This is a genomic window from Halorubrum persicum, assembly GCF_002727125.1.
In the GTDB taxonomy this organism is placed as follows: domain Archaea; phylum Halobacteriota; class Halobacteria; order Halobacteriales; family Haloferacaceae; genus Halorubrum; species Halorubrum persicum.
Genome location: NZ_NHOA01000059.1, coordinates 1 through 25,420, shown reverse-complemented (window position 1 = coordinate 25,420; position 25,420 = coordinate 1). Strand labels below are relative to the sequence as shown.

At 65.2% G+C, this 25,420-nt stretch carries 21 protein-coding genes, 1 tRNA gene and 3 rRNA genes; 15 read left to right on the top strand and 10 right to left on the bottom strand.

The genetic code is table 11. From position 1 onward, the window contains the following. Positions 1-779: 779 nt before the first annotated feature. On the top strand, positions 780-2,507 hold the full coding sequence (locus DJ69_RS08550; protein ID WP_099255229.1) for a Cdc6/Cdc18 family protein: 1,728 nt from the start codon (positions 780-782) through the stop codon (positions 2,505-2,507). A 63-nt stretch (positions 2,508-2,570) separates the two neighbouring features. Here DJ69_RS08550 and DJ69_RS08545 read toward each other — a convergent pair whose 3' ends face one another. Then, positions 2,571-3,650 carry a S24/S26 family peptidase gene (locus DJ69_RS08545; RefSeq protein WP_099255228.1) on the bottom strand — a complete coding sequence of 360 codons (1,080 nt, stop codon included), beginning with the start codon at positions 3,648-3,650 and terminating at the stop codon, positions 2,571-2,573. 122 nt (positions 3,651-3,772) lie between these two features. Here DJ69_RS08545 and DJ69_RS08540 point away from each other — a divergent pair, with 122 nt between their 5' ends. After that, complete coding sequence (locus DJ69_RS08540; RefSeq protein ID WP_099255231.1) at positions 3,773-5,491, top strand: DNA-directed DNA polymerase II small subunit; 1,719 nt, start codon at positions 3,773-3,775, stop codon at positions 5,489-5,491. A 99-nt stretch (positions 5,492-5,590) separates the two neighbouring features. Here the strand turns inward: DJ69_RS08540 and DJ69_RS08535 are convergent, their stop codons facing one another. The 4 genes from DJ69_RS08535 to DJ69_RS08520 form a co-directional block, all read right to left on the bottom strand. After that, the gene (locus DJ69_RS08535) at positions 5,591-6,223 is read right to left on the bottom strand and encodes an IMPACT family protein (protein ID WP_099255227.1); all 633 of its coding nucleotides are present in this window, start codon (positions 6,221-6,223) and stop codon (positions 5,591-5,593) included. Then, on the bottom strand, positions 6,220-6,762 hold the full coding sequence (locus DJ69_RS08530) for a hypothetical protein (RefSeq protein ID WP_245851588.1): 543 nt from the start codon (positions 6,760-6,762) through the stop codon (positions 6,220-6,222). Before DJ69_RS08530 ends, DJ69_RS08535 begins: the two co-directional genes overlap by 4 nt. 4 nt (positions 6,763-6,766) lie before the next feature. Continuing rightward, positions 6,767-7,372 (bottom strand): PspA-associated protein PspAB, encoded by a 606-nt coding sequence (gene pspAB / locus DJ69_RS08525; protein ID WP_099255226.1) that lies wholly within the window; start codon positions 7,370-7,372, stop codon positions 6,767-6,769. A gap of 65 nt (positions 7,373-7,437) precedes the next feature. Next, complete coding sequence (locus tag DJ69_RS08520; protein WP_099255225.1) at positions 7,438-8,358, bottom strand: MBL fold metallo-hydrolase; 921 nt, start codon at positions 8,356-8,358, stop codon at positions 7,438-7,440. A gap of 146 nt (positions 8,359-8,504) precedes the next feature. On the opposite strand from DJ69_RS08520, the gene DJ69_RS08515 reads away from it, so the two are divergent. Together DJ69_RS08515 and DJ69_RS08510 are read left to right on the top strand one after the other, a co-directional pair. Next, a complete protein-coding gene (locus DJ69_RS08515; protein ID WP_099255224.1) occupies positions 8,505-9,455 on the top strand; it encodes an NAD(P)H-binding protein in 951 nt (316 codons plus the stop codon). Then, complete coding sequence (locus DJ69_RS08510) at positions 9,452-10,120, top strand: DUF7530 family protein (RefSeq protein WP_099255223.1); 669 nt, start codon at positions 9,452-9,454, stop codon at positions 10,118-10,120. Before DJ69_RS08515 ends, DJ69_RS08510 begins: the two co-directional genes overlap by 4 nt. A gap of 82 nt (positions 10,121-10,202) precedes the next feature. On the opposite strand, the gene DJ69_RS18335 is transcribed toward DJ69_RS08510, so the two are convergent. Then, positions 10,203-10,370 carry a DUF5786 family protein gene (locus DJ69_RS18335; RefSeq protein ID WP_180271767.1) on the bottom strand — a complete coding sequence of 56 codons (168 nt, stop codon included), beginning with the start codon at positions 10,368-10,370 and terminating at the stop codon, positions 10,203-10,205. A 247-nt stretch (positions 10,371-10,617) separates the two neighbouring features. Between DJ69_RS18335 and DJ69_RS08505 the strand changes: the two genes are divergently transcribed. Next, complete coding sequence (locus DJ69_RS08505) at positions 10,618-11,664, top strand: DUF5784 family protein (RefSeq protein WP_099255222.1); 1,047 nt, start codon at positions 10,618-10,620, stop codon at positions 11,662-11,664. A 113-nt stretch (positions 11,665-11,777) separates the two neighbouring features. Here DJ69_RS08505 and DJ69_RS08500 read toward each other — a convergent pair whose 3' ends face one another. Next, a complete protein-coding gene (locus DJ69_RS08500) occupies positions 11,778-12,062 on the bottom strand; it encodes a DUF5789 family protein (RefSeq protein WP_099255221.1) in 285 nt (94 codons plus the stop codon). 153 nt (positions 12,063-12,215) lie between these two features. Between DJ69_RS08500 and DJ69_RS08495 the strand changes: the two genes are divergently transcribed. From DJ69_RS08495 to hemB, 3 genes are all read left to right on the top strand, one after another. Beyond that, positions 12,216-13,025 (top strand): PHP domain-containing protein, encoded by an 810-nt coding sequence (locus DJ69_RS08495; protein ID WP_099255220.1) that lies wholly within the window; start codon positions 12,216-12,218, stop codon positions 13,023-13,025. Between the two features lie 75 nt (positions 13,026-13,100). Continuing rightward, positions 13,101-13,265, top strand: a complete 165-nt coding sequence (locus tag DJ69_RS18330) for a DUF6757 family protein (RefSeq protein ID WP_180271766.1) — start codon at positions 13,101-13,103, stop codon at positions 13,263-13,265. Between the two features lie 92 nt (positions 13,266-13,357). Further along, positions 13,358-14,338, top strand: coding sequence for a porphobilinogen synthase (gene hemB / locus DJ69_RS08490; protein WP_099255219.1), 981 nt, complete (start codon positions 13,358-13,360; stop codon positions 14,336-14,338). A gap of 2 nt (positions 14,339-14,340) precedes the next feature. On the opposite strand, the gene DJ69_RS08485 is transcribed toward hemB, so the two are convergent. Beyond that, complete coding sequence (locus DJ69_RS08485) at positions 14,341-14,583, bottom strand: ferredoxin (protein WP_099255218.1); 243 nt, start codon at positions 14,581-14,583, stop codon at positions 14,341-14,343. Positions 14,584-14,691: 108 nt separating this feature from the next. On the opposite strand from DJ69_RS08485, the gene DJ69_RS08480 reads away from it, so the two are divergent. Both DJ69_RS08480 and DJ69_RS08475 read left to right on the top strand, forming a co-directional pair. Continuing rightward, positions 14,692-14,946 carry a hypothetical protein gene (locus tag DJ69_RS08480; protein WP_099255217.1) on the top strand — a complete coding sequence of 85 codons (255 nt, stop codon included), beginning with the start codon at positions 14,692-14,694 and terminating at the stop codon, positions 14,944-14,946. 175 nt (positions 14,947-15,121) lie between these two features. Next, a complete protein-coding gene (locus DJ69_RS08475) occupies positions 15,122-17,770 on the top strand; it encodes a valine--tRNA ligase (protein WP_099255216.1) in 2,649 nt (882 codons plus the stop codon). A 24-nt stretch (positions 17,771-17,794) separates the two neighbouring features. Here the strand turns inward: DJ69_RS08475 and DJ69_RS08470 are convergent, their stop codons facing one another. Next, positions 17,795-18,850 carry a quinone-dependent dihydroorotate dehydrogenase gene (locus tag DJ69_RS08470; protein ID WP_099255230.1) on the bottom strand — a complete coding sequence of 352 codons (1,056 nt, stop codon included), beginning with the start codon at positions 18,848-18,850 and terminating at the stop codon, positions 17,795-17,797. A 122-nt stretch (positions 18,851-18,972) separates the two neighbouring features. After that, positions 18,973-19,176, bottom strand: coding sequence for an AbrB/MazE/SpoVT family DNA-binding domain-containing protein (locus DJ69_RS08465; RefSeq protein ID WP_050024870.1), 204 nt, complete (start codon positions 19,174-19,176; stop codon positions 18,973-18,975). Positions 19,177-19,467: 291 nt separating this feature from the next. On the opposite strand from DJ69_RS08465, the gene DJ69_RS08460 reads away from it, so the two are divergent. From DJ69_RS08460 to rrf, 5 genes are all read left to right on the top strand, one after another. After that, a complete protein-coding gene (locus DJ69_RS08460) occupies positions 19,468-19,797 on the top strand; it encodes a non-histone chromosomal MC1 family protein (RefSeq protein ID WP_099255215.1) in 330 nt (109 codons plus the stop codon). 435 nt (positions 19,798-20,232) lie between these two features. Then, a 16S ribosomal RNA gene (locus tag DJ69_RS08455) occupies positions 20,233-21,703 on the top strand. A gap of 158 nt (positions 21,704-21,861) precedes the next feature. After that, positions 21,862-21,933 (top strand) — tRNA-Ala (locus DJ69_RS08450). A 266-nt stretch (positions 21,934-22,199) separates the two neighbouring features. Next, a 23S ribosomal RNA gene (locus DJ69_RS08445) occupies positions 22,200-25,116 on the top strand. Positions 25,117-25,250: 134 nt separating this feature from the next. Continuing rightward, positions 25,251-25,372, top strand: a 5S ribosomal RNA gene (gene rrf / locus DJ69_RS08440). The 16S, 23S and 5S rRNA genes sit together here with 1 tRNA gene alongside, the layout of an rRNA operon. Positions 25,373-25,420 lie beyond the last annotated feature (48 nt).

Below are 25,420 nucleotides of genomic sequence, written 5' to 3'. Positions count from 1 at the left end.
CGATGTCGCGGGATCGATCAGAGTATCAGCTCACTCGTATATGCCTCATCGCTGGACCGATTATCTCCTTTTATTCTCTTGACCCCCCCACCCCTTCGTTTCGGGTGGAACACGAATTTGGTGGGGGGGTCAAGAGAATAAAAGGAGATAATCGGTCCAGCGATGAGGCATATACGAGTGAGCTGATACTCTGATCGATCCCGCGACATCGGCTGGACGGCTTTCCCACCCGGTTCACCACCGACTGAGGCCAGTTCTAGCTACTTCGAAACAGCGGCAAGCGCGCGTCTCGGTCGTCGCTTGACACGATTCTCTCCGGAGACCGGCCCCTATTTCTTGTCCAGCTGAACTCACCACCGGTCCTTCTGGCGTCTTCGGTTTCGATCTTTCCCGTGCTGCCGTCCACAGCTCCGATCGTCCACCGTGCTGCTGTCCACCGTCCCGGCCGTCCATCGTTCTGGGCATCTCCCACTCTCCACGGGTGGGTGATACCCCACCGATCTCATAGCTCGATCTCGCAGCTTGATCTCATTGCTCGCTCGCGTCCTCGCGATCGCATCGTCGATCTCGCGGTAAATCCAGAACGGATCGAAATTTGGGGCTGAGCGGTCCGTTTCGGGTGCAGAGAGTAACACTTTTGTCCCCCCTCTTCATCTGGTTCGACTGCATCAACTGGACGTATCCGACCGCAACTCTGGTCGAATACCGTCGTTTCAGGCCGGTATACGACATCTGTCGTTGTTTCGCGGGCAATTTCCACCTGAAACAGGGGGGTTTCCATGGACGAAGGAGAGAACACATCCAAGGCCGACGAATCAGTGGACGACAGCGATATCTCCGGAGATCAGCCCGGAACCGACGATACCGACGCGACTGGCGCCGATCTCGATGCTCCACCGTCGGTCGACTCGCCTCCACAATCCGCTGAACCGGATCCCGCGACCGGCGCTTCGACAGATCCCGATCACGTCTCGACCGACGTCGACGATGTTTCAACTGACGTCGACGACGTTTCGACCGACATCGACGACGTTTCGACCGACATCGACGTTGGCAGCGGAGGACGAGACCGCTCCTCCACCGACGTTGACTTCGACGGCGTCGTCCTTGACGACGATGACGAAAACCAGGGTCTGTTCGATGACTTGCTCTCCGGAGAGCCGATATTCGAGAACAAGGAAGTCCTCCGCCCGTCCTATACCCCCCACGAGCTCCCACACCGCAACGATCAGATCAACCGGATGGCCACGATCCTCGTCTCCGCGCTGCGCGGGGAAACGCCCTCTAACATCCTCATCTACGGTAAGACGGGTACAGGAAAGACGGCCTCCGCGAAGTTCGTCTCGCAGGAGCTCGAATCCACCTCACAGAAGTACGACGTCCCCTGCGAGGTCGAGTACATCAACTGCGAGGTGACTGACACGCAGTACCGCGTCCTCGCACAGCTCGCGAACACCTTCATCGAGGAGAACCAAGCGGTCATCGACGACCGGCTTGACCGGTGTCGCGAGCTCCGCTCCACTGCCGTCGACGATTCGACCGTCCTCGCAGACACCGAGTTCGCGAGCCTCGACGAGCTCGACGCCCGTATCGAGGAGCTCGAGGCCGACGCCGACGAGATGGAGGAGGTCCCGATGACGGGGTGGCCCACCGACCGCGTCTATTCGACTTTCTTCGAGGCCGTCGACTACCACGAGCGCGTGGTCGTGATCATGCTCGACGAGATCGACAAGCTCGTCGAGAAGAGCGGGGACGACACCCTCTATAACCTCTCCCGGATGAACTCCGAACTGAACCGCTCGCGCATCTCGATCATGGGGATCTCGAACGACCTGAAGTTCACCGACTTCCTCGACCCCCGCGTCAAGTCGAGCCTCGGCGAGGAGGAGATCGTCTTCCCGCCGTACGACGCGAACCAACTCCGTGATATCCTCCAGCACCGCGCCGACATCGCGTTCAAACAGGACGCGCTCACCGACGACGTGATCCCGCTCTGCGCGGCGTTCGCCGCGCAGGAACACGGGGACGCCCGTCGCGCGCTCGACCTCCTCCGGACCGCGGGCGAGCTCGCCGAGCGCTCGCAGGCCGAGATCGTCGCCGAGAAACACGTCCGGCAGGCCCAGGACAAGATCGAGCTCGACCGCGTCGTTGAGGTCGTCCGCACCCTTCCGACCCAGAGCAAGATCGTCCTCTTCGCCGTCATCCTGCTGGAGAAAAACGGCGTCCACAACATCAACACCGGCGAGGTGTTCAACATCTACAAGCGCCTCTGCGAGGAGATCGACGCCGACGTGCTCACCCAGCGCCGCGTCACCGACCTCATCAGCGAGCTCGACATGCTCGGGATCGTCAACGCCGTCGTCGTCTCCAAGGGCCGCTACGGGCGCACGAAAGAGATGGGGCTGTCAGTTCCTGTCGAGGAGACCGAGGCCGTCCTCCTGTCGGACTCCCGGCTCGGCGACATCGAGAACGCACAGCCGTTCGTTCAGGCCCGGTTCGACAACTGAGTCGGCCGGGTCGACAACCCACTCGCTCCCGCTACTTCTCCGCCTGGCGCTCCGATTTCTCTCTTAACCCGCCGTGGCCGCGGTCACATCTCCACCTGAAACGGAGGGGGTCACGTCAGAGACGGTGCTGTCCCAGGCAGAAACGGCGCGGTCTCGGTCGGGCACGCCACCGCCGACCCCGCTGTGAGCGATCGGTCCCATCCGGACCGTGACACTCGTCGCGATCACGTCGCTCGGCTCCGCCTGTCCGGTCGCGATCAACCGCACGTAGCCGAGGTACGGCACGCGGACCCGCGCGACCCCGGTCACCCAGTCGGGTTTAACCGGGGCGGCGAGACCGCTCGCCTGATCGTACCGGCCGTTGTTGTCGCCGAGCGTGATGAACCCGCTGTGCGGTGCGGGGCAGTGGTTGAGATCGCCGCAGTCGTCGGCGCTGTGGTACCGCCCGTCGGCGCGGTCGTACCAGTTTTCGCCCTCTTCCACGTGAAACATCGCCCGGTGAATGATCGGCGAGGCCGTCCGCCCCGGTGGCCGGTAGATCACCACCGAGCCGTACGATCCGAACGTCCGGTAGTCGGCGGTCTCGCCGACTTCGTGGGTTACGACGCCGACGTCGTTGTCGGCGGCATCGGGCGCGAGTCGTCCCGGCTCCGTCACGAAGACGAGGTCGCCGACCTCCATGTTCGGCTCCATGCTTCCGGACTCGACCGCGACCATCGGCGGCCACACCCCGCTGACGCCGAACAGGATCAGGCCGATCAGGAGCACGACGGCGACGCTGGAGAGCATCTCCCGGATCCACATCAGCGGCCCCTCCCTGTCGTGCCGGAACCGATGCAGAACGCTCTCGTCGGAAGCGCCGACGCCTCGATCCGATGCCGTATCCGGCCGGTCCGGTTGGGCTTCCGGTCGATCTGGTTCGGCTTCCGGTCGATCTGGTTCGGCTTCCGGTCGATCTGGTTCGGTCCCGCCCCCTCCAGCTCGCTCGCTCTCGCCACCCGACACGGCATCCTCATCGGAGGCCATCTCGTCGTCGTCGGTGGAGTCGGTATCGATGGACTCGCCGCTCTCGACATCTCTGTCCGCCGCTCCGGTCTCCCGGTCGGGTTCGCCGTCTCCGTCCGACCGGTCCCCTTCGTCCATTACGTTCGGCTTGACGGGTTCCGGTCATAAGCTTCCGGGTGTCGGTCGACGAGACCGCGGTCGATCCCGGCGAGTCGACGGGCTCCGGAACCGTTTTGAGCCGCGCTCTCGTTTCGGATGTCGTGCCGCTGGAGTCGAACGCCCGGATCGCCAAGGAACTTGCCAGACACGGATACAACGCCGAACGGGAAGCGATAACCCTCCTGGCGAGCGCGCCCGACTCCGCCGCCGCCGTCGAATCGGTCGTCGATCACGCCCCGGACGACGCCCTCCGCATCACCGCCGACCACGTCCGCACCGTCACCACCGACCGTCCCGTCTCCGACACTGACCCGGCCCCGACTGGTTCCAACCCGTCACCCTCCGGCGCCGAATCTCCCGACTCCGGCTCCCGATCGACCCACGAATCGTCTCCAACCCGAAACACCGATAAATCGGCTCCTGAGTCTCCGAAAGGCCAGTCTCCAGTAGAAATAGGGGGGTCTTCATCGAACCGCGGCTCTGACTCCGCTTCGAACCGCGGCTCTGGATCCGGCCACCACGCGGACGCCACCGCTGAGGGCTCTGATACCGCCGGCACCGCCGAGGGCTCCAACACTGCTGACACCGCCGATGCCCCCCATCACGGTCCCGATCTGCGGGAGTTGGAAGTCGGCAACGACATGACCGGCCGGAGCACCGGGACCGGAGAGTACGCCGACTTCGTCCGCACGTTCCGCGACCGCTACGAGCGGCTCTCGAAGGTTCTCCGGGGTCGCGTCAACCACCGCCCCGCCGAGGCGATCGCGGAGATGCCCGGCGGGAGCGACGCCGCGATGATCGGGCTCGTCAACGACGTTCGGTCCACCAAATCCGGCCACTGGCTCGTCGAGTTGGAGGACACGACCGGAACGTTCCCCGCGCTGATCATGAAAGACAAGGGGCTCGCCGACCTCGTCGACGAGATCATGATGGACGAGTGTCTCGCCGTCGAGGGGACGCTCGCCGACGATTCCGGGATCCTGTTCGCCGACTCCCTGCACTTCCCCGACGTTCCCCGCACCCACCGGACCGGAGCCGCCGACCGCCACGTGCAGGCCGCGCTGATCTCCGACGTCCACGTCGGCAGCGACGAGTTCATGGCCGACGCGTGGAGTCGGTTCACCGACTGGCTCCACACCCCCGAGGCCGAGCCCGTCGAGTACCTGCTGCTCGCGGGCGACATGGTCGAGGGCGTCGGCGTCTACCCCGACCAGGACGAGGAGTTGGAGATCGTCGACATCTACGACCAGTACGAGGCGTTCGCGGAACACCTCAAGGAGGTGCCGGCGGACACCGAGATCGTGATGATCCCGGGGAACCACGACGCGGTCCGGCTCGCGGAGCCCCAGCCCGGGTTCAACGACGAGATCCGCTCCATCATGGACGTACACGACGCCCAGATCGTCTCGAACCCGGCGACCGTCACGGTCGAGGGCGTCGACGTGCTGATGTACCACGGCGTCTCGCTCGACGAGGTGATCGCGGAACTCCCCGAGGAGAAGGCGAGCTACGACGAGCCGCACAAGGCGATGTACCAGCTCCTGAAGAAACGCCACGTCGCACCGCAGTTCGGGGGACACACCCGCGTCGCGCCGGAGGAGCGCGACTACCTCGTCATCGAGGACGTACCGGACGTGTTCCACACCGGCCACGTCCACAAGCTCGGCTGGGGGAAGTACCACAACGTGCTCGCCGTCAACTCCGGCTGCTGGCAGGCCCAGACCGATTTCCAGAAGTCCGTCAACATCGACCCCGACGCCGGCTACGCTCCCATCCTCGATCTGGACACCCTCGAGATGACCGTCAGGAAGTTCGCCTGATCGCAGCGGCGCCGATTCCTGCTCGACTCCGCGGCATCGCCGCCCGATCCACACGCGCGATCGGCCCATCCCGCCGCATCGCCGCCCGATCCCGCCGCGCTACCGGTCGATATCGACCCGTCCGCTGGTCGCGCTGTTGAGTCGCTCCACCAGCGGCTCCACCTCGGCCACGGGAACCCGAAGCGCGAACCGCACGCGCTCGTCGTAGTCGGCGTCGAACTCGACCCCGGCCGACTCGATCACCCCGCGGACGGTTCCCGAGTCGTCGTACTCCGTCTCCACGACCAGCCGGCGGTGCGGGCGCTCCTCGATCACGCCGGCCTCGTCGACCCCGTCCTTCACCGCACGCGAGTAGGCGCGCGCGAGGCCGCCGACGCCGAGGTTCGTCCCGCCGTAGTACCGCGTCACCACCGCGACGACGTTCCGGATCTCGCGCTGTTGGAGCACGTTGAGCGCCGGCTTCCCCGCCGACCCGGTCGGCTCGCCGTCGTCCGAGGAGTACTCGCGGAGCATGACCTCGCCGTCGGGCGTCCGAGCAGAGGCGCTCCCCGCGGGCACCCGGTACGCCGGCACGTTGTGGGTCGCGTCGTCGTACTCGGCCCGGACGCGCTCGACGAACGCCTCGGCCGCCTCCACCGTATCGGCCGGTGCGACGTGTCCGAGGAACTCCGAGCCCTGCACCTCGAACGTCGCCGTCGCGGACTCCGCCACCGTCAGGTACGTCTCGCTCATCTGTCCGCGTCTCGGTCCTCGCCGACGGTTTCGTTTCCTCCGGCGGTGTCGCTCCCCCCGACGGTGTCGCTCCCTCCGCCGGTGCCGCTCTCACTCCCGGCCTCCTTCCGTCGTTCGACCACGACGCTCGTCGGCGGCGCGAGCCGGTACAGCCCGAGGAACGCCGCGACGCCGACGACCTCGGCCCCCTTGCCGACGATCGCCAGCGGGTCGCTCGCTAACGCCGTCGCGGCCCCGCCACCGTGCCATCCCGCGTAGCCGACGAGGAACGCGGCGAGGGTCCCGGCGCCGAGCGCGTACAGTCGTCGGTACTCGTCCGCCCGCAACGTCGCGGCCGCGATCGCGACTGTGAACGCCCCGCCGAGCAGGAACACGTAGGGGCGCGCGTCCGCCGGCTCGGCGAGCCGCGGCCACGCCCACAGGAGGTGGACGGCGGCGCTCAGCGCAGCGGCCTGTGCGGCCACCGCTCGAAGGAGCCGCTTTCGCGTCGCGTCACGCCCGGTATACCGCCGGTCAGAGTCGGTCTTCGTCGCGCTCATCGGGTCACTCCCACGGGTGGTCCCCCGGCGTGTCGGGCCACAGCGGGTACCAGTAGGACTCGTCGTCTTCGAGCCCGAGCTCCCCGTCGAGGACCGACTGGAGCTTGAACTCGACCTGTTGGTTCCGGTCGCTCGTCCCCTTCGGCGAGAAGGGGTAGTAGGCGCCGCGCCGGAACGAGTAGATCCAGTAGGCGTCGACGCCGTCGCGCTCGAAGCCGAAGACGGCCGCGAGCAGGCGAGAGCCGAACCCCTCCTCGATGAACTGGTCGGCCGCGAAGTGGATGCTCGTCACCAGGTCTTCGGGGTCGTCGTCCTCCAGCACGAACCACTGGTAGCCGTGGTCGTCCTCGTGTCGGTGGAAGCCGGTGCCGGTGTCGATCTCACCGGCCTCGAGGATGGCCTCGACGGTCTCGACCGCGTCGTCGAACCGGGTGCTGTCGACGCCGGAGAAGCACAGGGCGGCCTCCCCGCAGTGGTCGTAGCCGAGGTCGGCCTCCATCGTCATGTACGCGGTCGACATCCCGAAGAGGTCCTCGGGGTCGGCCTCGCGGGTCGCGTCCGTCTCGGCGCTCGTCCCGAGCACGGCGCGGATCGTGTCGAAGATACCCATCTATGGGCACGGCTAGGCGACGCGGGGTTTAGGAGGTTTCCGTTGGGGGCGGTGAGCCGCGGGGATCACTCCGCCTCGTTCTCCGCGACGTAGTCGAGGTACGCGAGAACGCCCCGGACGTTCAGGCTCGCGTTGGCGCGGGCGCGCTCGGGGTTCCAGAACTCCGCGTGTCGGCTCGCGGCCTCGAAGTGTTCGATGACGGCGTCGTCGTCCGCGAGCTCCTCTCGCTTCTCTCGGATCGCCTCCACCCACTCGACGTACGCGCGCTTTATCTCGCCGGCCAGCTCCGGCTCGTACGTCCGGGGACCGAAGTGCCCGAAACAGAGGCAGTCGGGGTCGAGCTCCTCGATCGTCCGGACGTCGGCGAGACACTGATCGAGGTCGAACTGCGGCGGGGGCGTCGTCGGCTCGATCCCGTCGACCGCGGGGACGTAAATCCCGGCCGCGTCGGCCGTGAAGACCACGTCGGCGTCGGGCTCGTGGTAGATCGCGTGGTGCGGGGCGTGGCCCGGCGCCTCGTACACGACCAGCTCGCGGTCGCCGAGGTCGATCCGGTCCCCCTCCGCGAGTCCGGCGATCCGATCTTCGGGGACCGGCTCGGGCTCGTCGTAGTACTCCCACTGGCCTTGCACCGCGGACTTCGTCCCGGCGACGAGCGCGTCCGGATCGACGAGGTGTCGCACTCCCTTCTCGGGGACGACGACCTCCGCGTTCGGGTATCGCTGGGCGAGGTGGCCCGCCCCGCCCGCGTGGTCGAGGTGGGCGTGCGTGGGGAGGATCCACGCCAACTCCTCGCGGCCGATCCCGATCTCGTCGAGCGTCTCGTACAGCTGCTCGCGGTTCGCCCCCGTCCCGGTGTCGATCACGATCGGTCGCTCGGTGTCGTACACGTACACCGCCCCGTACTCGTCGGTGTCGAACATCCCGGTGTCGTGGACGTACAGGTCCGGAACCCCGCGAACCGGCTCAAACTCGCCTGCGTGCATGTCGATAACGACTGCCGCCCGACGACTTTTAACGATCGGTCGCGGCGAAGCGCGCTCTGGAGACCGGTCCCGACCGCCGGCGGCTCACCCCGATCGGCCGCGGAACCGTGGCGGACGCTTATGGTCGCTCCGACCGACGGATCGGTATGCGCGTACTCGTCACCGGCGCCACCGGATTCGTCGGCAGCCGGCTCATCCCGACCCTGATCGAGGGGGGCCACGAGGTGGTCGCGCTCGTCCGCGACGCCGACGGCTACGCCCCGCCCGCCGGGGTTCACGTCGTCGAAGGCGACCTCCTCGAACCCGGCTCCTTACCGCCCGCGTTCGAGATCGACGGTGACCCCGTCGACGCCGCCTACTACCTCGTCCACTCGATGGACGGCGGGCCGGGCTACGAGGAGCGGGACCGCAACTGCGCCCAGAACTTCACCGAGGCGGCGTCGACCGCCGGCGTCGACCGGATCATCTACCTCGGCGGGCTCGGCGAAGACCGGGAGGAGCTCTCCGAACACCTCGAGTCCCGACGCGAGGTCGAGCGCATCCTCGGGACCGGCGACCCGATGCTCACGACGCTCCGGGCGGCGATCATCGTCGGCGCCGGCAGCGCGAGCTTCGAGGTGATCCACGGGCTCGCGAGTCGGCTCCCGGTGATGACCACCCCGAAGTGGGTCGACACCCTCTGTCAGCCGATCGCGATCGACGACGTGGTCGGCTATCTCGTCGGCGCGCTCGAGGAGCCGGCGACCGCGGACGACACCTTCGAGATCGGCGGCCCGAACGTGTTGACGTACGCGGAGATACTCCGCCTGACCCGCCGCCAGCTCGGTCACAAACTGCGGATCATTCGGGTTCCGGTGTTGAGCCCGGAGCTGTCGGCGAAGTGGCTCCGGCTCGTGACCGACGTGAACCCCTACCTCGCCCGATCGCTCGTCGAAGGCCTCCGCAACACCGTGATCGTCGAGGACGACCGGATCCGCGACCTCGTGCCGATCGAGCAGACGCCGTTCGAGGTCGCGGCCGCGCGGGCGATCGACGAGATGAACCGGGCGGAGGAGGCTCGGGCGGAGGCGACCCACCCCGAGAGGTCGGGGTCGTGAGCCGCAACTACGGCGAGACGTGGGTGTACGAGAGCCTCGTCGGGGGGATTCCCGGGCTCGGCATCTCTCGAACGCTCGCGGTCGCGATCCAGTTCGTCCTGTTCGAGGTCGGCGTGGTGGCGTTCGGGTGGTACTACGGGCTGTGGGACGCGGTCCTCGCCGGGACGGTCGCCGTCGCGGTGGCGGCCGTCGGCAGCGTCGAGATGCACCGGCTCGGCGCGATCAACCGCCGGCTTCCGACGCCGGCGGCGCACAAGCGGCTGTTGTTCGGATCGAGCATCGAGATCGTCCTCGGCGTGCTGGCGTTCATCGCCCTGATCACGTACGTGATCGCGTGGGACGGCACGCTGATATCCCGGCTGTTCGGCGCGGATCCGCCGATTCCAGTCGTCTACCTCACGCTGTTGGTCCTCTGGGACCTCACCTACCGGATCGGCACCTCGTGGTGGAGCGCGGTCATCGCGCTGTGGCGCGCGGTCCACGTCGACCTCCCCCCCGCGGCGGTCTCGCAGGTCAGGCGGCTCGACGCGGAGAACATCGGCTTCTCCGTGATCCAGCTGGCGCTCGTTCCGTTCCTGCTCGAGGAACCGATCCTGCTCGGAGCCGTCGTCGGACACGTCTTCGCGGTCGCGATCGTCTGTTCCGCGGCGATCGCGCTGTCCTGACCCGACGCTATCGCGGCTCAGCGACGAAGATCCGAACGATCAAGAGTTCAACCGGAAGGGAGAAGCAGAGCGCCGCCCCGGTTCACTCGCTTTGAAGCTCCTGGAACTTGTCGAGGAGTGCCTCCGTGGAATCGCCGGAGTCGTACGTGAGCGATCCGGAGTACTCCGGCCGCTCAGCGTCGAAATCGGCGTCGACTTCGCTGGTCTTCTTCTCGCGACGCTCGTGTTCGGCCTCGTCATAGGCACCCATTGACATGGTACATACTCGCTTGGAAACTGTCAGTATTATATGTGTCGGTGAAATGTCTGTTCTGAGAAACGTCTGTCGAGCGGTCGGCGGGCCAGACCGATCGGCGGTTGGGACCGAGAGAGGTGGGAGAAGGCGGGACCGACGGAAGGGCCAGCAGACGGGATCGACGGGGTGGACCAGCGGATGGCTCCCGACAGCCGGTTCCGCTCACCGGAACCAATTAACCCCGCCGTGCGGTAGCACCGCCGTGGCACAACCGCTCCGATTCAGACGCGCGCCCGGCCGCTGGAGCGCCGACCGCGTCCGCTCGCAGCTCGAACGGCCCCTCGACGACAACCTCGGGGCGACCGCGAGCGATCCGTGGTTCGTCCTGCCGTCCGGCTACGAGGCCCGACGGTTCGACATGGACGACGGCTCGTCTGCGCTGTTCTGCTGGACGGACAGCGACGACGACCCGCCGGACGGCGCCGACGGCGGCCCGGTGGGGTACTGGATCGGCAACACGGAGACGCCGAGCGAGCTCTGGCGGACGGACAAGTACGGCTTCGACGAGGTTCCGTACCCGGTGTCGAGGTGGGCCCAGCGGGAACTGCTCGCGGGGCTCCACGACGACGAGCCGTGGCTCGCGGCGTACCCGCACGTCTCGTGGTTCTTCCTCCCGGTGTTCTGCTCGAAGGACGGCGCCGAGACCACCCGCGCGTTCTTCCGGGACCATGCGGCGGGGTTCCCCGACGCGACCCGCGAGGAGGGGACGGGGTTCGTCGAGGAGACGCTCCGTCCGGGGACGCTCGACGACTACCGCGAGCTGATGGCCGGAAAGCTCGGGACCTCGGCGTCGCTCGACTTGGTCCGGATGAGCGCCGCGATCTCGGAGTTCACCGCGGCCCGAATCCTGACCGAGGCCGGCTACGAGGTGACGCCCGAGATCGAGGTGACGACCGGCCACTCGCTCGATTACCGCGCGACCGATCCGGATACCGGGGACGCCTCGCTGGTCGAAGTGACGCGCCCGCAACCCGTCTCCGGACGCTCCGCGAGCGACCCCGTCGCGGCGGTCCGCGACACGGCGGAGACGAAGACCAGCGGCCAGCTGGAGGCGCACGGCGGCGGCGTCACCCTCTTCGTGGACTGCACCTCCTTCCCCGCGGACGACTGGGCGGCCGTGCGCGAGGCGCGGCCCGAAGTCCGGCACAGGCCGGCCGTCGTCCTGCGTGCGCGCCCGAGCGGACACGTCGAGGGATATCGGAAGGGATCGGTGCCCCTCGATCTGTCGGCCGCGATCGATTGGGTCTGACCCCGTCGTTCGAGGACCCCGATTTTGCAGCCCTTCAGGGCGACCGATCCCAGCGGACGCGTCGCTCTGAGGTTACGCTGCGTGAAAATCGAAAAGCGGTTCGCGCCGCCGGTTCAGAACGAGACCGGTGACGGTCCGTCGTCGGCGTCGGTCGTCGGGTCGCGGTCCGAGTAGAACCGCCGACCGACCCCGCGGTGGCAGACGCCGGCGCGGAGCGTGGTGAACACGTCGTCCGCGTTGTCGAACGTCTGCTCGCCGAACCGCTCCAGCACGTCTCCGAGACGCTCGGAGCCGTCCGCGAGCTCTACGGTCGCGTTCCCGTGGGCCGCGATCAGTTCTTCCGAGGTCGTCGGATATTGGTGCCGTTCGAGTCGGTCGTCGACGCCGTTCAAGCGCATCAACTACTGCGAATCGCCGAGGGTTCTTAATGATTGTCCATGCACAACCTTAGTCCGGAGAATCACATTATATTTCCTTATATTGTCGATGGATCGCATGATCGCACGGGCTTCGACCACCGACGCTTAGTGCGCGGTCGCCGAACGACCGGCATGGACACGGACCGGATCGTCGCCGACCTCCACGCGCACACGACGGTCTCTGACGGCACCATGACGGCCGACGAGCTCGTCGACGTCGCCCGCGACGCCGGCCTCGACTGGGTCGCGATCACCGACCACGACCGCCTCCACCCGGAGCTGGACGCACCGGTCGTCGAGCGCGACGGGGTCCGGGTCGTTCGCGGGATCGAACTCCGCGTCGACGCCGGCTTCGATCGGCTCGACCTGCTCGGCTATGCGGCCGAACACACCGACGCCCTCGACGCCGAGATCGAGCGGCTTCAGGCCGATCGGGAGCGACGGGGGGCCGCGATCCTCGAGGCCGTGGAAGACCGGCTCGGCGTCGACCTCGGCGTGGAACCCCGCCCCGGGCTCGGGCGCCCGCACATCGCCCGCGCGATCGACGAGTCGGCGGCGCCGTACGACTACGCGGGGGCCTTCGACGAACTGATCGGGAACGACGGTCCCTGCTACGTCGCGCGCGAGGTGACGGAACTGGCGCGCGGCGCCGAACTGCTCCGGGACGCCTGCGCGGTCGTCGGACTCGCTCACCCGTTCCGGTACGACGACGTGGACGCCGCCCTCGACGTGGCCCGCGATCTGGACGCGGTCGAGCGGTTCTACCCGTACGGGCGCGCGGTCGACGACGCGCGTGTCGAGCGCGTGGCCGCCGAGAGCGATCTCCTTCTGACGGGCGGTACCGACGCGCACCAGCGAACCCTCGCCGAGGCGGGACTGACGGCGGAGCGGTTCGCGCCGATCCGCGAGCGCCTCCCGGAGCCGGTCTCCGGCCCCGTCTGAGAGCGCGCCCGCCGGCGTCCCGATCCTCCCCGATCGACGAACAGGGTTAAGCCCGGCGCCGACAGAGTGTGACGTATGCGGTGTCACTACTGCGAGCGGGAGGCCACGTACGAGGCCGAGCAGAGCGGCGTGGTCGTCGGGCTCTGCGAGGAGCACTTCAAGGCGCGCGTCGAGGAGTTCGCCGAGTCCGACGAGCTCGCCTCGCTCCGCGACCGGATCGACGTCGAGTCGTCGGAGTAGCCGCCGGCCGAGCCATCGGTCGACTCCCCCTCTTTATCACCCGGCTCGCCGCGGACGGATCATAAAAGGCATCTCGGAGCCAAGGCTCGCGTATGCACCCAACGGACCGGCCGCGGCGGCTCCGCACCGACGGCGTCCGCCCGCTCGTCAGCGAGACCTCGCTGTCGGCGTCGGACCTCGTCGCGCCCGTCTTCGTCGACGCGACCACCGACGAGCGCGTCCCGATCGAGACGATGCCGGGCCACGAGCGCGTCCCCGTCGACGAGGCGGTCGCCCGCGTCGAGGAGATCCGCGACACCGGAGTCGAGGCGGTCATCGTCTTCGGCATCCCCGAGTCGAAGGATCCCAACGGAACCCGCGCGTACGCCGAGGACGGGGTCGTCCAGCGCGCGCTCCGCCGCATCACCGGCGAGACCGATGCATACGCGATCGGCGACGTCTGCCTCTGTGAGTACACCGACCACGGGCACTGCGGCGTGATCGAGGAGTCGGCGGAGACGGACCCGACGCTCACCGTGAAGAACGACGAGACGCTGGACCTGCTCGCCGAAACCGCCGTCTCGCAGGCGGACGCGGGCGCGGACATGGTCGCGCCCTCGGCGATGACGGACGGCCAGGTCCGGGCGATCCGCGAGGCGCTCGACGACGCGGGCCACGAGGACGTGGCCCTGATGAGCTACGCGGTCAAGTACGAGTCCGCCTTCTACGGCCCCTTCCGCGACGCGGCCGACGGCGCGCCGGCGTTCGGTGACCGTCGACACTACCAGATGGACCCCGCGAACCGCCGCGAGGCGCTCCGCGAGGCTCGGATCGACGCCGAAGAGGGGGCGGACGTGTTGATGGTGAAACCCGGGCTCCCCTACCTCGACATCGTCGGCGACCTCCGGCGGGAGTTCGACCACCCGATCGCCGCGTACAACGTCTCGGGCGAGTACGCGATGTTACATGCGGCCGCGGAGAAGGGGTGGCTCGACCTGGAGGCGACCGCTCACGAGTCGCTGCTCTCGCTCAAGCGCGCGGGCGCGGACCTGATCGTCACGTACTTCGCCGAGGATCTCGCCGGTCGACTGTAACCTCAGACCACCTGCTCGCCGTCGTCGTCGTACACCTCGATGGCGTCGACCGGACAGACCCGCGCCGCGAACTTCGCGTCGAACTCCTCGTCGTCGGGCACGTCGACGACGAACACGTCTTCCGCCTCCTCCTCGCTTCCTCGCAGATCGGCTTTCCCGTCGTTCAGATCCTTCTCGAAGGCGTCCCACTCGGCGACGCATTGGAACATCCCCACGCAGGTGTCGCGGTCGAACTTCACGCGCATGCCTTCCGGTTCGGCGAGGCGGTACAAAGCGCTGGCGACGGGACGGCCGCGATCGGGCTCTCCGCCGCGACCGTCCTTTTTAAGCGTCACAGGCACCCACGCCCGGGTATGACCACGGTCTGGCTCGTCGATCGGCAGTTCGACTCGAAGGGGCTCGTGCGGCTCACCTACGCCACCGAAGACGGCGAGCGGATGCACACGAAGGAGCTGGCCGAGCAGCGGCTCGTCACGGGCGACGGGGTCACCGCCGGCCGCGAGGTCGACGACTCCGCGCTCGGGGAGAGCCCCGACGACGAGGTCGAGCGGTTCGCCGCGGAAGCGTCGAAGATGGCCGCCGACCACGACCGCGACGACACGGTCTGACCGCGCCCCCACGGGGCTCTCCCGCGCTCGCGTGTGCGTGCCCCTCTCCGCTCACGTGTCCCCCGCGCTCACGTGCCCCTCCCCGCGCCTTGGCTCCGGCTGACCGCGCTTCCGCGCGATCTCTCCCCACACAACCGAGGCCGTTAAGGGGGAACCGGCGGAACGTGAGCGTGAAATGCCCAGTGGTGAGTACGACCCCGACGCCGTCGAGCCGCGGTGGCAGCGGCGATGGGTCGACGAGGAGACGTACGCCTACCCCGACGACGACCCGGTCGATCCGAACACCGTCTTCTCCATCGATACGCCCCCGCCGACGGTATCGGGGAGCCTCCATATGGGTCACCTGTACGGGTTCACCCTCCAGGACTTCGTCGCGCGCTTCGAGCGCATGAACGGCGGGGCGACGTTCTTCCCGTTCGGCTACGACGACAACGGGATCGCCTCCGAGCGGCTCACCGAGGACGAGCTCGACATCCGCCACCAGGACTTCGAACGCCGGGAGTTCCAGGCGAAGTGCCGGGAGGTCTGCGCGCAGTACGAGGAGCAGTTCACCGAGAACGTCCAGTCGCTCGGCGTCTCCGTCGACTGGGACCACACCTATCAGACGATCGAGCCGCGCGTCCAGCGCGTCTCCCAGCTCTCGTTCGTCGACCTGTACGACCAGGGCCGCGAGTACCGCGAGAAGGCGCCCGCGATCTGGTGTCCCGAGTGCGAGACCGCCATCTCGCAGGTCGAGACGGAGGACGACGAGCAGGCCAGCCACTTCAACGACATCGCCTTCCCCGTCGCCGGAGGCGACGACGAGTTCGTCATCTCGACGACTCGCCCCGAACTCCTCCCCGCCTGCGTCGCCGTCTTCGTCCACCCCGAGGACGACGGGAATCAGCACCTCGTCGGCGAGTCCGCCGAGGTCCCCCTGTTCGGCCACGAGGTCCCGATCATCGCTGACGAGCGCGTCGACATGGAGACGGGCTCTGGCATCGTGATGTGCTGTACGTTCGGCGACCAGAACGACATCGAGTGGTATCAGGTCCACGACCTCGACCTCCGGGTCGCCATCGACGAGTCCGGTCACATGACCGAGGTCGCCGAGGCGTACGAGGGACTGCACTCCTCGGAGGCCGGCGAGGCCATCGTCGAGGACCTCGACGAAGCGGGCGCGCTGCTCGACCGGCGCGACATCACTCACACCGTCAACGTCCACGAGCGCTGCGGGACCAGCGTCGAGTTCCTCGTCACCGAGCAGTGGTACATCGAGATGCTCGACAAGACCGACGAGTACCTCCAGATCGGTCGCGAGATGGAGTGGTCGCCGGAGAAGATGTTCAGCCGGTACGAACACTGGGTCGAAGGGCTTCAGTGGGACTGGCTCATCTCCCGGCAGCGCTCCTCCGGCATCCCGTTCCCCGTGTGGTACTGCGAGGACTGCGACGAGGTCGTCGTCGCCGACAAGGCCGACCTCCCGGTCGATCCGCTCTCCGACGATCCGCCGGTCGACGCCTGCCCCGCGTGCGGTCACGACGCGTTCGAGCCGGAAGACGACGTGCTCGACACGTGGGCCACTTCCAGCCTGACGCCGCTGATCAACGCCGGTTGGGACTGGGACGAGGAGGCCGGGGAGTTCACGATGGAGCACCCGGAGCTGTACCAGTTCAATCTCCGTCCCCAGGGCCACGACATCATCAGCTTCTGGCTGTTCCACACCCTCGTCAAGTGTTACGAGCACACCGGCGAGGTCCCGTTCGAGGAGACGATGATCAACGGGCACGTCCTCGACGAGAACCGACAGAAGATGTCGAAGTCCGTCGGCAACGTCGTCGAGCCCCAGACCGTGCTCGAGGAGTTCCCGGTCGACGCCACGCGCTACTGGGCCGCCGGCACCGCCGTCGGCGACGACTTCCCGTTCAAGGAGAAGGACCTTCGCGCGGGCGAGAAGCTGATCCGCAAGCTGTGGAACGCCTCCAAGCTCGTCGAGTCGCTGGCGCCGGAGCCGTACCCGGATGAGCCGGCCGACGAAGACCTCCGGGAGCTCGACCGCTGGCTGCTCGCCGAGCTCGACAGTGAGGTCGAACGCCTCACCGAGCTGTTCGAGGATCGCGCCTTCTCGAAGGCCCGCGACGAGCTTCGAGGGTTCTTCTGGAACACCTTCTGTGACGACTACCTCGAGATCGCCAAACAGCGCGAGGACGACGCCGCGGCGTACACGCTTCGGACCGCCCACCGGCGGTTCCTGAAGCTGTTCGCTCCGCTGCTCGCGCACGTCACCGAGGAGCTGTGGCACGACATGTACGCCGACGCCGCGACGCAGGCGGCGGACGCCGCCGACGGCGCCGGCGACTCCGTCCACCTCGTCGATTGGCCCGAACCGCTCGGCATCGACGCCGACCGAGACGCGGGCGCGGCGGCGACGGCGGTGGTCGGGACGCTCCGGAAGTACAAGAGCGAGAACCAGCTCCCGCTGAACGCCGAACTCGACGCGGTCGAGGTGTACGCCGACGTTCGCGGGTTCGAGGACGACGTCACCGGCGTGATGCACGTCGCGGACCTCACCGTCCACCCCGACGAGGACGCTCCGGTCGAGACGGTGGTCACCGGGATCGACCTCGACTACGCGACCGTCGGGCCGAAGTACGGCGATCAGGTCGGCGACATCGAGGCGGCGCTCGCGCAGGAGGAGTACGAGATCGACGGCGACGAGCTCCACGTCGCGGGCGTCACGCTCGTCGGCGATGAGTTCGCAGTCGAGGAGGAGCGGCAGTATCAGGGCGACGGCGAGCTGTTGGAGGCCGACGACGTGGTCGTCATCGTCCGTCACGAAGCGTAGCGCGCCTCTCTCGGCGCACCTCTGTTACAGGTCTACGCCGACGGCGGCCTCGACCGAATCGAAGCCGTCGCGATCGAGGAGGTCGAGGATCCCCTCGTTGATCTCGCGTGCGAGGCTCGGCCCCTCGTACACGAGCGCTGTGTACAGCTGCACGACGGACGCGCCCGCCCGTATCTTCTCGTAGGCACCCCTCGCGTCCGACACCCCTCCGACGCCGATCACCGGCACGTCGGTGCGCTCGGCGACGAATCGGATCCGCTCCGTGGCGATCGACTCTATCGGCTTCCCGGAGAGTCCGCCGCGCTCGGCTTGCTGGGGGCTCTTCAGCGAGTTCGGCCGCGAGGTCGTCGTGTTGGTCGCGATGACTCCGTCGAGCCCGAGGTCGTCGACGACGCCCAGCGCGTCTTCAACCGCCGGCTCCGGGAGGTCCGGGGAGAGCTTCACGAGGAGCGGATCGGCGCCCGCGTCCGCGAGAGCGCCGAGGATCTCCTCTAACGCCGCGCGGTTCTGCAGCTCGCGGAGCCCGGGCGTGTTCGGGCTGGAGACGTTGACGACGAAGTAGTCTCCCGCGTCGGCGACGCGCTCGTACGTGTACACGTAATCGTCAGGGGCCTCGCCGAGGGGCGTCGACTTCGACTTCCCGATGTTGATCCCGACCGGGACCTCCGGAAGCGGCTCTCTGTCGAGCCGCTCCCCGACGATGTCGGCGCCCTCGTTGTTGAACCCCATCCGATTTATCAGCGCCTCGTCTTCGCGCAGCCGGAACAGCCGCGGTCGCGGATTCCCCGGCTGTCGCTCGGCCGTGACGCCGCCGACCTCCACGTGGCCGAACCCCAACGCCGCGAGGGTGCGTGGAACCTCCGCGTTCTTGTCGAAGCCTGCCGCGACGCCGACGGGATTCGGAAACGAGTTTCCGAACGCGTCGACGCCCAGACGGGAGTCGTCCACGACGAACCGATCGCGGAGGCGGTCCGTCACCGGCGTCCCCTGTACCACCCGTAACAGCTGGTGTGTCAACCCGTGTGCGGTCTCAGGCGGGAGCCCGAACAGCGCCGGTTTCACCAGATCGTACGCGCCCATCGTTTCGGCCTCGTCACGGACGTGCATCAATCCGCCGACCGGCGTCGCAAGTGAGGGTTGCCGGCACTTCCGCTGTTCGGCGTTTCGGTCCGCAGAACGAATTCGACGGAACGCCCGTCGCCTCAGAAGTCGTGTTCGAGGTCTTCCGGGCTGGAGTCGGCTTTCTGGATGATGATCTTCCCGTCTCGGACCCGCACGAACACCTCGTCGCCGATCTCCATCCCGGCGACGGCGAGCTCGTCCTCGTGGAGATTCACGTGGACGTTGTGGTACTCCCCGTCGTCGTCCTTGGCGCCACTTGGGCTGAGCTTCTTTTTACGGACCATCGCGGTTGTACTGGTCGAACTTCGCCATACCAGACACATAAGTGTTGTTTACCCGAATAGGGCGGGTGACGCGCTTTTCGCGGTGCTATCCGTCGCGGAGCGAGAGCCGATCGGCATCTCGGTTCGAGCGCTCTGTCGCTCCGGTGATCGACCGGCGTTCGGATCGGCTCGAAAACCGATCGAAACCGCTAGCCCGTGTAGAGTTAGTATTTAAATATTTTGGATGTTAGCTTTCATTTCCCCGATATATTTATTACAGACTGTGTGCTGGGTTCCCATGGAGGATAAACCATGGTACGTGAAGACGGTAAGCGAAACTTCGCCCTTCGGGAGGAAGACGGATCGGAACCGAGCGAGTTCTCCGGCAACATGCCTCGTCAGGCCGCGCTCAAGGCGGCTCGGACGCTCGAGCCCGCCCCTTCGGAAGACGAAGCGGAACGAATCACGCTCCGCCTTCGGGAGAAGGGGACACAGAAAGTTCACGAGTACGAGGGGTGGGCTTGGAAGGACAGCGCTCCCGAGGTCGACGAGGCCGACGACGACTTCTGGCTTAACGACCTCGACGACATCACGAAGGCGAACGTCTCGAAACAAGGGATCGAGTACATCGACGACGAGTAGCCTTCGAGCTCAGGCCGTTTTTTCGACGCATCCGCTCACGCATAGCTATCCGCTTGTTCACACTTCCCCGCCATGAAACCGCATGACGTAGCGCCGGTAGTTCGACGGGGTTAAATACAACCCGGCCATCGTGACTAATGCGAAGAACGCACCTGCGAACTCGGGCCGTTCAACTCGGCCCGGTTTCGCTGGACCTGAAGAGCTTCGATGGGTTTATGACCCCTCGAAGAAAACAATCAGGTCCGCAAGGATGAGGATTTCGCCCCCTGCGCTCCGGCGTAAGAGGAAATCTGATGTGAGCCGTGGTAGTTCGGTGTCATCCAGGTCGCTGGGTGGCCCGGACACCACATAGACCATGCAATGGTGTTTTGACTCAACGCGAGTCAAAACCCGCCAACACCCCTCTGAGCCGGGAATCAGGCTCAGAGGTTATACATTCCGGTTGATCCTGCCGGAGGCCATTGCTATTGGGATCCGATTTAGCCATGCTAGTCGCACGAGTTCAGACTCGTGGCGAATAGCTCAGTAACACGTGGCCAAACTACCCTTCGGAGCTCCATACCCTCGGGAAACTGAGGCTAATAGAGCATACCACAATCCACCTGGAATGAGGATTGTGCCAAAACGCTCCGGCGCCGAAGGATGTGGCTGCGGCCGATTAGGTAGACGGTGGGGTAACGGCCCACCGTGCCAATAATCGGTACGGGTCATGAGAGTGAGAACCCGGAGACGGAATCTGAGACAAGATTCCGGGCCCTACGGGGCGCAGCAGGCGCGAAACCTTTACACTGCACGCCAGTGCGATAAGGGGATCCCAAGTGCGCAGGCATAGAGCCTGCGCTTTTGTACACCGTAGGGAGGTGTACGAATAAGGGCTGGGCAAGACCGGTGCCAGCCGCCGCGGTAATACCGGCAGCCCGAGTGATGGCCGATCTTATTGGGCCTAAAGCGTCCGTAGCTGGCCGCACAAGTCCATCGGAAAATCCACCCGCCCAACGGGTGGGCGTCCGGTGGAAACTGTGTGGCTTGGGACCGGAAGGCGCGACGGGTACGTCCGGGGTAGGAGTGAAATCCCGTAATCCTGGACGGACCGCCGATGGCGAAAGCACGTCGCGAGGACGGATCCGACAGTGAGGGACGAAAGCCAGGGTCTCGAACCGGATTAGATACCCGGGTAGTCCTGGCCGTAAACAATGTCTGTTAGGTGTGGCTCCCACTACGAGTGGGTGCTGTGCCGTAGGGAAGCCGCTAAACAGACCGCCTGGGAAGTACGTCCGCAAGGATGAAACTTAAAGGAATTGGCGGGGGAGCACTACAACCGGAGGAGCCTGCGGTTTAATTGGACTCAACGCCGGACATCTCACCAGCATCGACTGTAGTAATGACGATCAGGTTGATGACCTTATCCGAGCTTCAGAGAGGAGGTGCATGGCCGCCGTCAGCTCGTACCGTGAGGCGTCCTGTTAAGTCAGGCAACGAGCGAGACCCGCATCCTTACTTGCCAGCAGCACTGCGAAGTGGCTGGGGACAGTAGGGAGACCGCCGTGGCCAACACGGAGGAAGGAACGGGCAACGGTAGGTCAGTATGCCCCGAATGTGCTGGGCAACACGCGGGCTACAATGGTCGAGACAAAGGGTTCCAACTCCGAAAGGAGACGGTAATCTCAGAAACTCGATCGTAGTTCGGATTGTGGGCTGCAACTCGCCCACATGAAGCTGGATTCGGTAGTAATCGCGTGTCACAAGCGCGCGGTGAATACGTCCCTGCTCCTTGCACACACCGCCCGTCAAAGCACCCGAGTGAGGTCCGGATGAGGCGCGTTCCACGCGTCGAATCTGGGCTTCGCAAGGGGGCTTAAGTCGTAACAAGGTAGCCGTAGGGGAATCTGCGGCTGGATCACCTCCACCGACCCGAGACTCGCCCTCTGGGCGAGCTCACCTTAGACCGTCTCTTCAGACGGTCACTACTCATGTGTGGTCTATTGTCCGCCCACCCGCCGACCTGGACACCGACGAACTACCACGGTTCACACCAAGACGACTCCTTCCCCTAGACGGGAAGGTGGGCTCATAGCTCAGCGGTAGAGTGCCTCCCTTGCAAGGAGGATGCCCTGGGTTCGAATCCCAGTGAGTCCATGTCCCCCAGCGCGAATCCGTCCCCTTAAGTGGGAGACGCGATTCGGTTGGGACAGACGACCGATGCACCATCCCGGGAAACCGCGGATGGGAAGGGTTCGACGGACACGCTCCATGCCTGGACGTGATCCGATGACGACCGTGTATACGTGCGATCCAGACGTCCACTGAACTCATACGAGTTCGTGGAACGTCAGTGAACCATATACAGTCGGGTGACACTATGTCACTTGACACCGTCAGCGATTCGTTATGAATCGACTGACACACTACTGGCTACTGTGCCAGCTGGTGAATGGCTCGGCTCGAGAGCCGATGAAGGACGTGCCAAGCTGCGAAAAGCTCATGGGACCCGCATGGAGGGGAAGAACATGAGATCTCCGAATCGGAATCCGTTTACAATTGCCACGCGCAATAGGGAACTCCCTGAATTGAAACATCTCAGTAAGGGAAGGAAAAGAACGCAACAGCGATGTCGTTAGTAACCGCGAGTGACCGCGACACAGCCCAAACCGAAGGTCTTCGGACCAATGTGGTGTTCGGGTTGACAATCAAAACGCGAGGTCTCATTCGAAGTCTCCTGGAACGGAGCGTGAAACAGGGTGACAACCCCGTAGAATGAGGCAGTACCGTTGGCGTCAATACCAGAGTAGCAGGGGTCGGATATCCTCTGTGAACGACTCAGGCATCCCCTGAGAAGGCTAAACACTCCTCGAGACCGATAGCGAACAAGTAGCGTGAGCGAACGCTGAAAAGCACCCCGAGAAGGGCGGTGCAATAGGGCCTGAAATCAGTTGGCGATCGAGCGACAGGGCGTAAAAGGCATTTCTCAAAACGACCGAGGAGCGATCCTCCAGTAGGAAGAGAGATGAGCCGGCGTCGTGTCGTGCGTTTTGAAAAACGACCCAGGGAGTGCACTTGATTGGCGAGTCTAACCCGTGAACCGGGGAAGGCGCAGGGAAACCGATACGGCCGCAGCATTGCGAGGGCCACCGTGTTCAAGCGCGGGGAGTCAATTGGGTGCGACCCGAAACCAGGCGATCTATACGCAGGCAGGGTGAAGCGTGGCGAAAGCCACGTGGAGGCCCGTTAGAGTTGGTATTCTACAATATCCTCTCGTGATCTGCGCATAGGGGTGAAAGGCCCATCGAGCCTGGCAACAGCTGGTTCCAACCGAAACATGTCGAAGCATGACCTCTTCCGAGGTAGCCCGCGGGGTAGAGCTACCGATTGGATGACCCGCCTCCGAGAGGAGTCGGCCATCCTGTCGAACTCCAAACCCGCAGGCGCTGTAGACGAAGGGAGTCCGGTGTGCGGGGTAAGCCTGTGCACCGTGAGGGGAACAACCCAGAGCCGGGTTAAGGTCCCAAAGTGTAGATTAAGTGCGATTCGAAGGTGGTCTCAAGCCCTAAACAGCCGGGAGGTGAGCTTAGAAGCAGCTACCCTCTAAGAAAAGCGTAACAGCTTACCGGCCGAGGTTTGAGGCGCCCAAAATGATCGGGGCTCAAATCTACCACCGAGACCTGGCCGTGCCCTTGACAGGGGCAACCGCGTAGGTTGGCGTTCTGTTCGGATGGAAGCTCGGGCGAGAGCTCGCGTGGACCGTTCAGAAACGACAATCCTGGTCACAGTAGCAGCGATAGTCGGGTGAGAACCTCGACGGCCTGATGAGCAAGGGTTCCTCGGCACTGCCACTCAGCCGAGGGTCAGCCGGTCCTAAGATGCACCGTAACTCGACTGCATCAACGGGAAACTGGTTAAGATTCCAGTGCCATCGTGCAGTAAAAGTCGACGCCGTGTGGAACGCTGAGCCGGGCCTTCGCCCGGTCGAATCGTGGAACCTCGTGGAAGCCGTCACGGCACGAAGCGAGAGAAGCGCGAGATAGCGCAAGTCAGCCGTACATAGGGCCCGTGAAAAGACGAGCACGATGTCCGTACCGAGATCCGACACAGGTGCTCTGGCAGCGCAAGCCAAGGCCTGTCGGGAGAACCGACGTTAGGGAATTCGGCAAGTTAGTCCCGTACCTTCGGAAGAAGGGATGCCTGCTCTCGACGGAGCAGGTCGCAGTGACTCGGGCGCTCCGACTGTCTAATAACAACACAGGTGACCGCAAATCCGCAAGGACTCGTACGGTCACTGAATCCTGCCCAGTGCGGGTATCTGAACACCTCGTACAAGAGGACGAAGGACCCGTCAACGGCGGGGGTAACTATGACCCTCTTAAGGTAGCGTAGTACCTTGCCGCTTCAGTAGCGGCTTGCATGAATGGATAAACGAGAGCGCCACTGTCCCAACGTTGGACCCGGTGAACTGTACGTTCCAGTGCGGAGTCTGGAGACCCCCAAGGGGAAGCGAAGACCCTATAGAGCTTTACTGCAGGCTGTCGCTGAGACGTGGTCGCCGATGTGCAGCATAGGTAGGAGTCATTACACAGGTACCCGCGCCAGCGGGCCACCGAGACAGCATTGAAATACTACCCGTCGGTGACTGCGACTCTCACTCCGGGAGGAGTACACCGGTAGCCGGGCAGTTTGACTGGGGCGGTACGCGCTCGAAAAGATATCGAGCGCGCCCGAAGATCATCTCAGCCGGGTCGGGAATCCGGCGAAGAGCGCAAGAGCACAAGATGGTCTGACAGTGTCATTCCCAACGAGTGACGCTGACGCGAAAGCGTGGTCTAGCGAACCTACGAGGCTCCGGAATGGGGCCCGTAGATGACAGAAAAGCTACCTTAGGGATAACAGAGTCGTCACCCGCAAGAGCACATATCGACCGGGTGGCTTGCTACCTCGATGTCGGTTCCCTCCATCCTGCCCGTGCAGAAGCGGGCAAGGGTGAGGTTGTTCGCCTATTAAAGGAGGTCGTGAGCTGGGTTTAGACCGTCGTGAGACAGGTCGGCTGCTATCTATTGGGGGTGTCAAGGTACTTGACGTGAACGAACGTATAGTACGAGAGGAACTACGTTTGGTCGCCACTGGTGTACCGGTTGTGTGAGAACGCAATGCCGGGTAGCCACGCGACACGGGGTAAGAGCTGAACGCATCTAAGCTCGAAACCCACATGGAAAAGAAGTACCGATGAGGTCACTCGTAGAAGACGAGTTCGATAGACTCGGGATGTACGCACCGAGGCAACGAGGTGTTGAGTCCACGAGCACTAACAGACCGAAGCCACAGTCATACGGCACTGACACCACAGTTCGTATGAGTTCAGGCGGTAACTGGATCGCACGTATACACGGTCGGCAGAACCACCGACACAGGCGTCTCTCCCACGGATTGTGAGAGAGTCTCGGTTCGAATCCGAGAGTCGGCGTAAAGGCGGCCAGAGCGGTGGGGAAACACCCGTACCCATTCCGAACACGGAAGTTAAGCCCACCAGCGTACCGGGAAGTACTGGAGTGAGCGATCCTCTGGGAACCGCGGTTCGCCGCCTGCCCATTCATTCGGGAGAATACTCCCACGCGGCCTTCGAGCCCACGGACAC

Bases quoted from the DNA above. Each gene is read 5' to 3' on its own strand.
- DJ69_RS18335 (WP_180271767.1), bottom strand. From the start codon at position 10,370: ATGGGTGCCTATGACGAGGCCGAACACGAGCGTCGCGAGAAGAAGACC.
- DJ69_RS08485 (WP_099255218.1), bottom strand. From the start codon at position 14,583: ATGCGCGTGAAGTTCGACCGCGACACCTGCGTGGGGATGTTCCAATGC.
- DJ69_RS08545 (WP_099255228.1), bottom strand. From the start codon at position 3,650: ATGGACGAAGGGGACCGGTCGGACGGAGACGGCGAACCCGACCGGGAG.
- DJ69_RS08480 (WP_099255217.1), top strand. From the start codon at position 14,692: ATGACCACGGTCTGGCTCGTCGATCGGCAGTTCGACTCGAAGGGGCTC.
- DJ69_RS08460 (WP_099255215.1), top strand. From the start codon at position 19,468: ATGGTACGTGAAGACGGTAAGCGAAACTTCGCCCTTCGGGAGGAAGAC.
- DJ69_RS18330 (WP_180271766.1), top strand. From the start codon at position 13,101: ATGCGGTGTCACTACTGCGAGCGGGAGGCCACGTACGAGGCCGAGCAG.
- DJ69_RS08535 (WP_099255227.1), bottom strand. From the start codon at position 6,223: ATGAGCGAGACGTACCTGACGGTGGCGGAGTCCGCGACGGCGACGTTC.
- DJ69_RS08515 (WP_099255224.1), top strand. From the start codon at position 8,505: ATGCGCGTACTCGTCACCGGCGCCACCGGATTCGTCGGCAGCCGGCTC.
- hemB (WP_099255219.1), top strand. From the start codon at position 13,358: ATGCACCCAACGGACCGGCCGCGGCGGCTCCGCACCGACGGCGTCCGC.
- DJ69_RS08500 (WP_099255221.1), bottom strand. From the start codon at position 12,062: ATGCGCTTGAACGGCGTCGACGACCGACTCGAACGGCACCAATATCCG.
- DJ69_RS08475 (WP_099255216.1), top strand. From the start codon at position 15,122: ATGCCCAGTGGTGAGTACGACCCCGACGCCGTCGAGCCGCGGTGGCAG.
- DJ69_RS08520 (WP_099255225.1), bottom strand. From the start codon at position 8,358: ATGCACGCAGGCGAGTTTGAGCCGGTTCGCGGGGTTCCGGACCTGTAC.
- DJ69_RS08550 (WP_099255229.1), top strand. From the start codon at position 780: ATGGACGAAGGAGAGAACACATCCAAGGCCGACGAATCAGTGGACGAC.
- pspAB (WP_099255226.1), bottom strand. From the start codon at position 7,372: ATGGGTATCTTCGACACGATCCGCGCCGTGCTCGGGACGAGCGCCGAG.
- DJ69_RS08465 (WP_050024870.1), bottom strand. From the start codon at position 19,176: ATGGTCCGTAAAAAGAAGCTCAGCCCAAGTGGCGCCAAGGACGACGAC.
- DJ69_RS08470 (WP_099255230.1), bottom strand. From the start codon at position 18,850: ATGGGCGCGTACGATCTGGTGAAACCGGCGCTGTTCGGGCTCCCGCCT.
- DJ69_RS08530 (WP_245851588.1), bottom strand. From the start codon at position 6,762: ATGAGCGCGACGAAGACCGACTCTGACCGGCGGTATACCGGGCGTGAC.
- DJ69_RS08495 (WP_099255220.1), top strand. From the start codon at position 12,216: ATGGACACGGACCGGATCGTCGCCGACCTCCACGCGCACACGACGGTC.